The sequence below is a fragment of the Roseateles sp. genome, from assembly GCF_965262435.1.
GTDB lineage: Bacteria > Pseudomonadota > Gammaproteobacteria > Burkholderiales > Burkholderiaceae_C > Paucibacter_A.
The window spans coordinates 567,827-579,584 of the sequence record NZ_OZ253537.1 but is presented as its reverse complement, the minus strand read 5'-3'; the positions used below and the strand labels follow the sequence as shown (position 1 = coordinate 579,584).

Annotated in this window: 9 protein-coding genes; 6 read left to right on the top strand and 3 right to left on the bottom strand. The window is 67.6% G+C overall.

Annotation, left to right across the window (positions count from 1 at the left end):
* Window positions 1-18 precede the first annotated feature (18 nt).
* Both ACQY39_RS02605 and ACQY39_RS02600 read right to left on the bottom strand, forming a co-directional pair.
* A complete protein-coding gene (locus tag ACQY39_RS02605) occupies window positions 19-411 on the bottom strand; it encodes a hypothetical protein (protein WP_428503337.1) in 393 nt (130 codons plus the stop codon).
* 94 nt (window positions 412-505) lie between these two features.
* On the bottom strand, window positions 506-916 hold the full coding sequence (locus tag ACQY39_RS02600; RefSeq protein ID WP_428503336.1) for a TraR/DksA family transcriptional regulator: 411 nt from the start codon (window positions 914-916) through the stop codon (window positions 506-508).
* Between the two features lie 204 nt (window positions 917-1,120).
* On the opposite strand from ACQY39_RS02600, the gene ACQY39_RS02595 reads away from it, so the two are divergent.
* From ACQY39_RS02595 to ACQY39_RS02570, 6 genes are all read left to right on the top strand, one after another.
* Window positions 1,121-3,499 carry a YCF48-related protein gene (locus ACQY39_RS02595; RefSeq protein WP_428503335.1) on the top strand — a complete coding sequence of 793 codons (2,379 nt, stop codon included), beginning with the start codon at window positions 1,121-1,123 and terminating at the stop codon, window positions 3,497-3,499.
* Window positions 3,500-3,637: 138 nt separating this feature from the next.
* Window positions 3,638-4,735 carry a tRNA preQ1(34) S-adenosylmethionine ribosyltransferase-isomerase QueA gene (gene queA / locus ACQY39_RS02590; protein WP_428503334.1) on the top strand — a complete coding sequence of 366 codons (1,098 nt, stop codon included), beginning with the start codon at window positions 3,638-3,640 and terminating at the stop codon, window positions 4,733-4,735.
* Window positions 4,736-4,760: 25 nt separating this feature from the next.
* A complete protein-coding gene (locus ACQY39_RS02585; RefSeq protein ID WP_428503333.1) occupies window positions 4,761-5,954 on the top strand; it encodes an aromatic amino acid transaminase in 1,194 nt (397 codons plus the stop codon).
* Window positions 5,951-6,925: an alpha/beta hydrolase gene (locus ACQY39_RS02580; RefSeq protein WP_428503332.1), complete on the top strand. Its 975-nt coding sequence runs from the start codon at window positions 5,951-5,953 to the stop codon at window positions 6,923-6,925. The genes ACQY39_RS02585 and ACQY39_RS02580 overlap by 4 nt, the downstream gene beginning before the upstream one ends.
* Entirely contained in the window at window positions 6,922-8,403 is a 1,482-nt protein-coding gene (gene dacB, locus ACQY39_RS02575; protein ID WP_428503331.1) for a D-alanyl-D-alanine carboxypeptidase/D-alanyl-D-alanine endopeptidase, read from the top strand. Before ACQY39_RS02580 ends, dacB begins: the two co-directional genes overlap by 4 nt.
* Before the next feature lie 197 nt (window positions 8,404-8,600).
* Complete coding sequence (locus ACQY39_RS02570) at window positions 8,601-9,398, top strand: substrate-binding periplasmic protein (protein WP_428503330.1); 798 nt, start codon at window positions 8,601-8,603, stop codon at window positions 9,396-9,398.
* Window positions 9,399-10,053: 655 nt separating this feature from the next.
* Here ACQY39_RS02570 and ACQY39_RS02565 read toward each other — a convergent pair.
* Complete coding sequence (locus ACQY39_RS02565; protein WP_428503329.1) at window positions 10,054-11,679, bottom strand: ABC transporter substrate-binding protein; 1,626 nt, start codon at window positions 11,677-11,679, stop codon at window positions 10,054-10,056.
* Between the last annotated feature and the right edge of the window lie 79 nt (window positions 11,680-11,758).

Genomic DNA, 11,758 nt, shown 5'->3' with positions numbered 1-11,758 from the left:
GCCGGACCGTGCGCTGGCTTACATCGGCGACGGCGTGCCGGCCATGCGGTCGTATTTGACGAAGAATTGGCGCGCCTTGGCCACCAGCTGTGGCTCGGTCGGGTGGTCCACGGTTTCGTAGGCGACGATGTGCTTGGCGATCAGCGGGCGGTGCTTGTCGGCGTAGTGCTTGAAATCGCTTTGTGCGGTGCTGGAGCCGACGACCAGGATCTCTTCGATGCCGTTCAAGGCATCGCAGACCTCGCCGAAGAACTCATGTTCGCTGCGCACGGCGCTGCCATGCTGCTTGGTGTGGTGGCTGTGGGCCTTGATCTTCTCGGCCTGCACATGCTCGGCGTCGAACTGCAGAACCTTGGCCTGCTGATGGTCCAGCCAGACAACGGCGTGAAAAGTGGCTTGCGATGTGCTCATGGATGGGTCCTTGCGGGTGTGGGGATTGAGAAACGGTGGAACCGGACTGCCGGGCCGCAGGCATGCGGCGCGGCATGGGCTAGATCAGAGCTGTTCAGAGGCGTGCTGTCTGTGCGTGCGCCGGGGCCTGACCTTCATGTCGGCCTTGGCAGCTCACACAGCGTCGTGCCTCGGGGCTGGCGAGTAGACGAGCAAAGGCGATCGAGTCGCCGCAGTCCTGGCAGAGGCCGAAGCCTTCGCTGTCCAAGGCGGCCAGCGCCGTGCGCACTTCGCGCAGCGATTGCAGGGTCAGATCGCTGCGCGCCAGGTCGACTTCGCGCTCGGCATCCAGTGCGCTTTCGCGCTGGCCATTGCCGTCGCCGTCCTGCAGCAGCTGTTCCCGGGCATGCTCGGCCCGGCTTTGATGGCCCAGCAGGCCGTCCAGTTCTTGCTCCAGGCGCTGTTGGCGCTGCAGCAGTTCCGCACGCAGCCGCTGCATTTGTTCGTGATTGAGGGGGGTGCTCATGGCGATCTCCTTGACGCCATCTTGGCAGTCTCGGGCCGGCCGGTGTTGACCTGGGTCAACAGCTGCGTGGGTGCACGGTCGGGCGAGCTAACACCCACTTATGGGGGAGGCGACACGACTCTGCGCGCACCTATCATCGCGCCTGAAAAAAACAGGCCGGCGCATGAGGCGACGGGCCGCACATCACTGGAGAGAGGGATCCCTATGAGCTATCGATTCGCAGCGCGCGCGGCGCGCCTGACCCTGGCCCCCAGCCTGGCCTTGTTGCTGGCCGCCTGCGGTGGCGGGGGGGCGGATGCGCCGCCTCCTGTTCCCGTCCCCGTGCCCGTGCCGCCCACGCCGGTGCCTGAGAACCTCAGCATCACGGCGCCGGCCATTGGCGATATCGCGGAGCCCACCGTCTTCGGCAACAGCGCCGCGAGCCTGGTCAAGCTGCAGTACAGCTGGGACTTCGGCGACGGCAGCACGGTCAGCACCGAAGCAGCGCCCAAGCATGTGTTTGCCAAGCCCGGCGATTACGAAGTGAAGCTGCGCGTCAGCAATGAGGCCGGTCAGTTCAAGGAAGTCAAGACCACCGTGTCGGTCAACAACCAGGCGGCGGTGCGCGGCCTGGAGTGCAGCGGCGTGCAGGAAACCGGCTGGTGCTGGCAGGCGCCGCGGCCCACCGGCCACGCCTTGAGCTCGATTGTTTTTGCCACCTCCACCACGGGCTGGCGCGTCGGCGCTTTTGGTGAAATCTTCAAGACGGTCGATGCCGGTCAGACCTGGGCACGTCAGCGCAGCGGCGTGACCGCGGACCTGCAGGAGGTGGTGTTCGCCGATGACAAGATCGGCTGGATCCGCGGCAGCAACAGCACGCTATTGAGCACCCGTGACGGCGGCAGCACCTGGACGGCGCTGGCGGCCCCCTGGCAATTCGACAACGACAGCGGCAAGCTCTCCATCTTGGCCGATGGCAGCCTGCAGTACAGCGCCTACGGCACGGTCTACCTCAGCGCCGATGCTGGCAAGACCTGGAGCATGGGCGGCAACGGCAATGCCTTGGTGGGCACGGCCGGCGGCGCCTACCTGAGCCTGTCTGGCGACAAGCTGGTGCGCTACAGCAGCGTCATTGGCACGGCGGTCGATGTGTTGCAACTCAAGGACACTGACGGGAGCTCGTTCTACGGTTACAGCAGCTCGATCAGCCCCGTCGGCGACAAGACCGTCATCGTGCGCGCCCGCAACTACGGCAGCTGGGATCCGGTCACCTTTCAGTATGTGTACCGGCAAGCCGTTTGGCGCAGCGATGACGCAGGCCTGAGCTGGTCACGCCTTGCAGCCACTGGGCTCGCCAATGAGTCAGACTTGCTCCAGCTGCGCGCTCTGGACGGCGCCGCCAAGACCCTGGTGGGCCAGGTGGGCGGCGTGCTCTACCGCTCCGAAGATGGCGGCGCCAGCTGGGCGCAAGCCTCGCCGGTCGGGACCTACGGTGTGCGCAGCGTCTTTGCCCAAGGTGCTCGGGTCTATGCCCAGTGGGACTATGCGCTGCGTTACAGCGATGACCTGGGCCGCAACTGGAAGGATCTGACTCTGCCCGCTTCCTTCAAGGGCAACAACTATTTCTATTCCCTGGCCTTCCGTGAAGCGGGCGCGGCCCTGATGCTGGTCGACAGCGAACGGGGCAGCTTTGTCAGCCTCAATCAGGGCGCCAGCTGGGTGCTTGTGCGTGAAGGCAATGCCAGCGCACAAGGCTCGCCACACTCGGTGGCTTTCCGCGATGCCAAGAACGGAGCCATGGTCAACACCCGGGGCGAGTTGTTCCTGAGCGCCGACGGCGGCAAAACCTGGACGCTCAAGCGCTCCGACTTGAGCAGCGGCAACTACTACCCCTATAGCGCCGGCCGCCTGCAGTTCCTGAGCGCCAAGACCGGCTACCTGCTGAGCCTCGACCGCCGCCTCTACAAGACCAGCGATGGTGGCGAGACCTGGGCTTCCGGCCTGGGCAGTACCTTGTGGACGGCCATGGGCTTCTCCGACGAGAGCAAGGGTTGGGCGCGCACCGATGCGGGCAAGTTCTGGCTGACCCGCGACGGCAGCAGCAACTGGACCGAGCTGACGCCGCCGCCGAGCTTCTCGACTGCAGACCTTCGTGTCGACGCGGGCACTGCCCTGACGGCTGTCGGCTCGGGTGGTGGCATTGCTCAAAGCAGCGATGACGGCAAAACCTGGACCCTGCGCTACACCGGCCTGCGTGAAGCTCTGAATCGCTTGTATTCCTTCGACGGCAAGGTGTTCTGGGTCGTGGGTGCTGCCGGCACGGTGCTGCGCTCCGATGACGCCGGCCTCAGCTGGACCCAGCAGCGGGTGCCCGTGCCCTCACAGGCCGGTTTGATGGACATCCAGTTCCTCGATGCCAAGAACGGCTGGATCGTGGGCGAGCAGGGCACCATCCTGGTCACCCGTGACGGTGGCAAGACCTGGACCCCGCAAGCTTCGGGCACGCGCAAGACCTTGCGCAGCGTCCAAGTGATGGACATCCGCACCGGTTGGATCGTGGGCGATGAAGGCACGCTGCTGGCCACGGGAACGGGCGGCAATTAATCGGGCGCCTCACGCCAAGGGGCTTGGGGGCCGGGTCGCTGCAGAGCGCCCCGGCCCTTTTTCTTGGCTGCCGGCCGCATGGGAAAATCGCCCGCTCTTTCACCGTTTGGCACGGGTCCGTCCGGCCCTCAACCCCCCATGTCTTCTACCTCTCCCGCTTCTACGCCCGCCTCCACGCCCACCTCCACCCCCGCTTACACCGTCAGCGATTTCGATTTCGAACTGCCGCCCGAGCTGATCGCTCAGCACCCGGCCGCCGAGCGCAGCGGCTCGCGCTTGCTCGATGGCCGCAGCGAGGCGCCCGTGGACCGCGTGTTCCGCGAGCTGCCCGATCTGCTCCAGCCCGGCGACCTGCTGGTCTTCAACAACACCAAGGTGATCAAGGCGCGCATGTACGGCGCCAAGGCGACCGGCGGCTCGGTCGAGGCGCTGATCGAGCGGGTGCTTCCTGGCACATTGGAAGTCTGGGCTCATGTGCGGGCCAGCAAGTCCCCCAAGCCGGGCACGTGGATCCGCTTCAACGAGGCTTTCGATGCCGAGGTGTTGGGCCGCTGCGGGCCCGATGGTGGCATGTTCCATCTGCGCTTCCCCAGCGACCCCTTCGCCCTGCTGGAGCAGCACGGCCATGTGCCGCTGCCGCCTTACATCGAGCATGCCGACGAGGCCGATGATGTGCGCCGTTACCAGACCGTGTTCGCCCGCGAGCCCGGCGCCGTGGCCGCGCCGACCGCGGCCTTGCATTTCGATGAAGCCCTGCTGGCCCGCATGAGCGAGCGCGGCATCGCCACGGCCCATGTCACCTTGCACGTCGGTGCCGGCACCTTCCAGCCGGTGCGGGTCGAGCACTTGAGCGAACACAAGATGCACAGCGAATGGTTCGAAGTGCCGCCTGAAACGGTGGCCGCCGTGGCCGCCTGTCGGGCGCGCGGCGGCCGGGTGGTGGCCGTGGGCACGACCACGCTGCGCGCGCTGGAGTCCGCCGCGCAAGGCGGCACGCTGGTGGCCGGCGCGCGCGAGACCGAGATCTTCATCACCCCGGGTTTTCAGTTCCACGTGGTCGACAGCCTGGTCACCAACTTCCACCTGCCCAAGAGCACCTTGATGATGTTGGTCAGCGCGCTGGCCGGCCATGCGCGGGTGATGGCCTTGTACCGCCACGCGATTGCGCAGCGCTACCGCTTCTTCAGCTACGGCGACGCCATGCTTTTGCAGCGCAGCGCCGATAATGCCGCTTAATTTCCTGCCCTTGGAGTGATGCACCATGTTCCAGCACGTTGACGCCTACGCCGGCGACCCGATCCTGAGCCTCAACGAGGCCTATCAAAAGGACAGCCGCCCGGGCAAGATCAATCTGTCCATCGGCATCTACTTCGACGACGAAGGCCGCATCCCCATGCTGGATTCGGTCCGCCGTGCCGAGCTGGCCGTGGTGGCCGACGCTGGCGCCCGCCCCTATCTGCCCATGGAAGGCGCGGCCAATTTCCGCAGCGCCGTGCAAGGCCTGCTCTTCGGTGAAAACCACCCGGCGCGCGCCGAAGGCCGCATCGTCACCATCCAGAGCGTGGGCTCCAGCGGTGGCCTCAAGGTCGGTGCTGATTTCATCAAGCGCTATTTCCCGGCCAGCGCCATCTATGTGTCGGACCCGACCTGGGACAACCACCGCGCGGTGTTCGAAGGCTCCGGCATCGAGGTCAAGACCTACCCGTACTACGACGCGGCCACCGGCGGCGTGCGCTTTGCGGACATGCTGGAGGCCATTCGCGCCCTGCCGGCCAAGAGCGTGGTGCTGCTGCACGCCTGCTGCCACAACCCGACCGGCGTGGATCTGAGCCCCATGCAGTGGGACGAGCTGATTCCGGTGCTGAAGGAGCGCGAGCTGCTGCCCTTCCTGGACCTAGCCTACCAGGGCTATGGCGACGGCATCGACGAAGACGCCTTTGCCATCCGCGCCATGCTGGATGCTGGCCTGTCCTTCTTCGTGGCCAACAGCTTCTCCAAGAGCATGAGCCTCTACGGCGAGCGTTGCGGCGCACTGAGCGTGGTCTGCCCTGATGCGGCCCAGGCTGCTCTGGTGCTCGGTCAGCTGAAGTTCATGATTCGCCGCAACTACTCCAACCCGCCGCTGCATGGCGGCCAGATCGTCGCCCGCGTTCTGAGCGATCCGCAGCTGCGCAGCCTCTGGGAAGGCGAAGTGACCGAGATGCGTGAGCGCATCCACGCCATGCGCAACGCCCTGTACGAGGTGCTGGCGGCCAAGCTGCCGGGCCGCAACTTCGACTACTTCCTGACCCAGCGCGGCATGTTCAGCTACACCGGCCTGACCGCCGCCCAGGTGGACCGCCTGAAGGACGAGTTCGCCGTCTACCTGGTGCGCTCGGGCCGCATGTGCGTGGCCGGCCTGAACAACAAGAACGTTGAGGCCACGGCCAGCGCCATGGCCGCTGTGCTGGCTTGAAGCGCAAAGGCCCGGTCCTCTTTGTCGCTGCCCTGCTTGGCGCTGTGCTGCTGATGGGGCCGCGCAACGCCGACCAAGCCTGGTTGCCGCCGGACACGGTGGCGCCGCTGCCTTCGCAGCTGGACCAGTTCGACGCTCACCTGGCCGCCGCCGAGGCGCGCCTGGGTGACGTCACGCCGGGTGCCGAGAAGCACATCGTCTGGGGCCCGGCGGGCCGCCAGCGCGCGCCTTGGGTGGTGGTCTATCTGCATGGCTTCAGCGCCACGCGGCAAGAGCTGGCCCCCGTGCCCGAGCTGATCGCCAAGGAACTGGGCGGCCATGTTTACTACGCCCGTCTGGCCGGCCATGGCCGGCCCGGCGCCGCCATGGGCAAGATGACGGTCAGCGAATGGAAAGCCGACGCGCTGGAAGCCCTGGCCATCGGCCACCAGCTGGGCGATCGCGTGCTGGTCATGGGCACCTCGACCGGCGCCACCCTGTCGGCCTGGCTGGCCTTGCGCCCCGAGGCACAGGACGTGGCCGGCTGGGTCATGGTCTCGCCGAACTTCGGGCCCAAAAACATCTGGGCTTCGGTGATCAACTGGCCCTGGGGCCGCATCCTGGCGCGCTGGTTCCACGGCGAAACCAGCCGCTGGACGCCCAGCAGCCCGGCCAAGGCCCGCTACTGGACCTCGGAGTACCCGACCTCGGCCCTGTTCCCCATGATGGCGCTGGTGGCGAGGGTGCGTGATAGCGCACTTGAGAAGGTCAAGGCGCCGATGTTGATGATGCTGTCGCCGCGCGACCAGGTCATCAATGTGCAGGCCGCGCGCGAGGCCTTCACGCGCTTCAGCCACCCGGACAAGCGCCTGATCGAGGTGGACTACAGCCAGAGTCCCAACCAGCATGTGCTGGCCGGAGACATCGAGTCGCCCCAGTCCAATGCGCCCATGGTGGCCCAGGTGCTGGAGTTTGTGCGCTCGCTGAAGTGAGCGGCAGCGCCCAGCTCCGCCACGCGCCCGGCTGGCTGCTGAGCGTGCTGCTGGCGCTGGCGGCCGCGTCGGCCCAGGCTGCTGAGCTGCCTGCCTCGGTGCAGGCGGCGCTGGAGCAGGCCGGTCTGCCGGCCACGGCGCTGGGCGTGGTGGCCTTTCCGCTCGACGAGGCGGCCCGGCCCGGTGGGCGTATGCACCGGACGCCGGCCCTGCGCTGGCAGGCCGACCGCTCCATGGCCCCGAGCTCGGCCATCAAGATCCTGAGCGCCGTGGTCGCGCTCGATCGCTTGGGCGCCGCCTCGCGCGGCCGCACCGAGCTGCTGAGCGAAGGCCCGCCCGATGCCGAGGGCCGCCTGGCCGGCCCGCTCTACCTGCGCGGCGGTGCCGACGCCCAGCTGGACTGGGGTGCGCTCTGGCTGATGCTGCGCCAGGCGCGCGAGCAAGGTGTGCGCGAGGTGCCGGCCGGCCTGGTGCTGGACCGAACTCTGTTCCGCCCCACGCGGCCCGACCCGGCCCTGCCGCCCTTCGACGAATACCCCGAGTCGGCCTACAACATGGTGCCCGACGCTCTGATGCTCAACGGCAATCTGCTCGGACTGAGCCTGAGCTCCGATGCGCAAACGGTGCGCGGCCGTTTGAGCCCCGCCTGGCGCGGCTTGCAGCTGGACCTCAGCGCCCTGGCCTGGAGCGAGCGGCCCTGCGCCGATTGGGAGCTCGATTTCGGCCGCCCGCTGCTGCTGCCCGCGCCCGAGGGCCAGGGCTGGTTGCTGCGCTTGCAGGGCAGTTTTCCGCGCCAGTGTCAGCAGCGTCAGGACATGAACTTGCTTGACCGCCAGGCCCTCGTGCCCCTGGTCGTGCGCTCGCTGTGGGAAGAGCTGGGCGGCAGCCTGGGCCCGGCCGTGCAGGAAGCCGCCACACCCGTGGGCGCACAGCTGCTGGCCCAGCACCAGGACCGGCCGCTGGGCGAGCTGCTGCGCGGCGCGCTGAAAAGTTCGGACAACCCGCTGACCCGCCTGGTCTACCTGCGCCTCGGTGCGTCGGTCGCACGCCCCGGCGAGGAGACCTTGGCCGCGGCCGAGCGTGCCGTGCGGGACTGGCTGGCCGGGCAAGGCTTGGACGCTCAGGGCCTGGTGCTGGAAAACGGCTCCGGCCTGTCGCGGCGCGAACGCATGCGGCCCGAGCTGCTGGCCGCCGTGCTGGCGCGCGCGGCCCGCCTGCCGCTGGCGCCCGAGCTGCAGAGCGGCCTGCCCCTGGCCGGCGTAGACGGCACGCTACGCCGCCGCCTCAAGGGCAGCCCGGCCGAGGGCCGCGCCAGGCTCAAGACAGGCAGCCTGCGCGACACCGTGGCCCTGGCTGGTTACGTGCCGGACCGACGCGGCCGCACCTGGGTGCTGGTGGCGTTTCTGAACGATGAGCAGGCCGGGCGGCGCGGCCGGCCGGTGCTCGATGCCTTGGCCGATTGGGTGGCGCGCCAGTAGCCAGGCCGTGCCGGCCGCTCAGGCCAAGGCCCGCCACCTCCCTTGCGCCATCTTTTGCCTGCCTTCGCTCCGTGTGATGGCGGGCGAATGACGGGGTCCTTCGGCAGCTGCAGTGCCGCTTCGCTCCGGCATGGCGCTATGCTGGCTGACGGCATCAAGCATGCGGTGCTGAGACGAGTCAGAACAAGGAGTGCAATGTGCGACGCAAGCTGAGGCTGGCGATCCCGTTTTGTGGACTGTTTCTCGCGGTCGGCGTGGCTTCGGCTGTGGCCCTGACAACGGCGCCGGAGCGGCTGTTCGTCACCGAATCCTTTCCGCCCTACACCTTCGCGCAGAACGGCGAGCCGGCCGGCCCCATGGTCGATGTGCTCAAAGCGACCTGTGCCCGCTTGGGCTGGTCCTGTCGCATCGAGCTGTTGCCCTGGCGGCGCGCCCTGGCCATGGCCGAGCGCGGTCAGGCCGACGGCTTGTTCACCGTGTTGGACACCCCGCAGCGCAAGGCCCTGGCGCATGTCTCTCTGCCGGTGCTGGACGCCCGCTACAGCGTGTTCGCGCGCGCCGGCGAAGCCTTTTCCTACACCGGCGCAAACTCCCTGGCCGGCCGTCAGATCGGCGTCTACGGGCCTTCGGGCAGCTCGATCAGCCTGCAGGCCCTGATCGAGGGCCAGAGTGCAGCCGAGCCGGCGCAGCTGGTGCTGGAGCCCGACAACCTGACCGTGCTGCGCAAGCTCATCAGCGGTCGCTATGGCCCCGATGGTCTGGCCTTCATGAACGAGAACGTGGCCCTGTGGCTGTTGCGTGAGTACGGTCTGACCGGCTTGCAGGCGGCCGGCGTGGCCAAGCAGTTCAGCTACAGCTTCGGCCTGATCCGGCAGCGTGTCAGCGGCGCCGATTTCAAGCGCTTCAACGCGGCCCTGGGCGAACTCTGCCGCAGCGGCCGCACCGCCGAGCTGATCCGCCCCTATGCCTTGCCGGCGTCTCCGTGTTTGAAGTAAGCGCTGCGAGCTTCAGCAGTCGGCACTTGGCGGAAGTTCGATGGCCGGGTTTGCCGCGCTGCGGTGGCTCGGCCCGCCGCCGTGCTCATGGTGCCCGGGTCGGCTCTGCGAGCCGACTGCCCTCGGTGCTCACTGCGCGGCTCAGCGGCGCCAAACTCCCTCCGTTCGCTGCGCTCACTGTGGTCAAACAGTGGCGCCGAGTCAGCGCTTGAAGCGCGCGGGTACGCGCGCCTGAGCCGCTTCGCTGCGCTCTCGGCCGCGCACAAATCGCTCGTCGTCGGGCCGAGCCACCTCCGAAGGTGGCGTGTTCCATCGCCGAGGGGCACATCGACCGCGATGCAAGCGCCCTGCAGTTCGGGCCGCCGCTGGGCGATTTGTGAAGGGCTGAGCAGCGCAGCGGCTCGGGGCGCGCGCGTACCCGCGCGCTTCAAGCTCTGACTTGGCGCGTCTGTCTGAACGAAACGAACGCAGTGAGTGAAGAGAGTTATGCGCCAGCCCCGAGGCGCGAGCAGCGCAAGGCAGTCGGCCCGGCAGGGCCGACCCCGGAACCATGAGCCCGGCGGCGGCCCGGACTGCAGGGCCTCACGAGGGAGTACAAAAAGGCTGCTTCGTGCCGAACCCAGACGATCCTGGTTGGACCGTCTCGGCGTGTCGCTTACTTGCGCTGCACGTTCTCGAAATCGACGCTGCCGTTCGGCGCCATGATGAAGCCGCTGACGTCGCGACGCACCGGCATGTAGATGGCCGAGTGGGCCATGGTGATCCAGGGGCGCTCGCGCTTGAAGATCTCTTGCGCTTTTTCGTACGCGGCCTGGCGCTTTTTGGCGTCGGGGGTGGCGCGGGCGGCATCGATCAGGGCATCGAATTCCTTGTTGCAGAACTTGATGCCGCTCTGGTTGGCGGCGCAGCTGAGATTGGGCGTCAGGAATTCGTCGGCATCGCCGGTTTCGCCGCTCCAGCCGCTCATATAGACGCTGTGCTCGCCTTGGTTGGCGCGCTTGAGGTACTCGCCCCACTCGTAGGTCTTGATGTTGGCCTTGACGCCGATCTTGGCCCAGTCCTGCTGGATCAGCTGGGCCATCAGCTGGCCGTTGGGGTTGGTGGGCCGGGCCACGGGCAGGGCCCAGAGGTCCAGCTCCAGGCCCTTGGCAAGGCCGGCCTTGGCCAGCAGCTCGCGGGCGCGGGCCGGGTTGTATTCGTTCTTGAGCTTGCTGTTGTAGCCGGGGATGGAGGGCGGGAAAGCGCTGACCGCCTGCAGCGCATCGCCGCGCGGGAACAAGGCCTTGAAGATGGCGTTGCGGTCGATGGCAATGTCCAGGGCCTCGCGCACCTCGCGTTGGTCGGTGGGCGCCTTCTTGAGATTGAAGGACAGGTAAGAGATGTTCAGCGCCTGGGTCTTCATGACCGTGATGTCGGGCTTGCCGTCGAGTGCGGCCAGGTCCACGTCGCGCAGGGCCGCAGCCACCTGGCATTCGCCCGCCACCAGCTTCTGCACCCGCACATTGGCCTCGCGGCTGATGCTGAACACCAGAGCGCCGCCCTGCTTGCTGCCCCAGTACTCGGGGTGGGGCTCCATGCGCAGCACGTCGTCCTTGGCGTAGGACTTGAAGCGATAGGGCCCGGTGCCGACCGGCTGGTTGTTGATCTGGTTGGCGCGGCCTTGCTTGAGCAGCTGGGCGCCGTACTCGGCCGAATGAATCGAGGCCCAGACCATGGCCAGATTGCTGGCGAAGCTGGCATTGGCCTGCTTCAGCCGGAAGCGCACCGTGTAGTCGTCCACCCGGTCCAGGCCCTCGACCATCTGCGCCAGACCCATGTTCTGCGGGTAGACGAAGGTGGCCGGGAAGGCCTTGTTGAAGGGGTGCTCGGGGTTCAGGAAACGGCCGAAGGTGAACAGCACGTCGTCGGCGTTCATCGCTCGGCTGGGCGTGAAGCCGGCGGCCTTGTGGAACTGCACCCCGCGGCGCAGGGTGAGCGTCAGGGTCTTGGCGTCGGGCGACATCTGCCAGGCCGTGGCCAGCTTGGGCACCAGCTCGGTGCTGCCGCGCTTGAAGGCCAGCAGGCCCTGGAACATTTGCCGGTTGGCGTTGTTGGTGGTCGAGCTGTCCCAGAGGCCGGGGTCAAAGCCCTCGGGGCTGGCGTCGGCGCAGAAGATCAGGGGCTTGGCCGCCAGGGCGCTGCTGGGCAGCAGGGCGGCGGCCAGGGCCAGACTCAGCGCTGCAGTGGCAGGCAGAGCAGTGGCGTTGGAAAGGCGCAGTCGGAAGCGGCGTGTCGGGCTCATTGCGGGCAGGGAAGCAGGGTCGGAAGGGACTATAGCCCCCGCCATGCTTGCCCGTGCTCGGCGCTGCTCAGCGCCGATC

Excerpts from the sequence above, each read along its gene's own strand:
- ACQY39_RS02605 (WP_428503337.1), bottom strand. The coding sequence starts at position 411 with ATGAGCACATCGCAAGCCACTTTTCACGCCGTTGTCTGGCTGGACCAT.
- ACQY39_RS02600 (WP_428503336.1), bottom strand. The coding sequence starts at position 916 with ATGAGCACCCCCCTCAATCACGAACAAATGCAGCGGCTGCGTGCGGAA.
- ACQY39_RS02595 (WP_428503335.1), top strand. The coding sequence starts at position 1,121 with ATGAGCTATCGATTCGCAGCGCGCGCGGCGCGCCTGACCCTGGCCCCC.
- queA (WP_428503334.1), top strand. The coding sequence starts at position 3,638 with ATGTCTTCTACCTCTCCCGCTTCTACGCCCGCCTCCACGCCCACCTCC.
- ACQY39_RS02585 (WP_428503333.1), top strand. The coding sequence starts at position 4,761 with ATGTTCCAGCACGTTGACGCCTACGCCGGCGACCCGATCCTGAGCCTC.
- ACQY39_RS02565 (WP_428503329.1), bottom strand. The coding sequence starts at position 11,679 with ATGAGCCCGACACGCCGCTTCCGACTGCGCCTTTCCAACGCCACTGCT.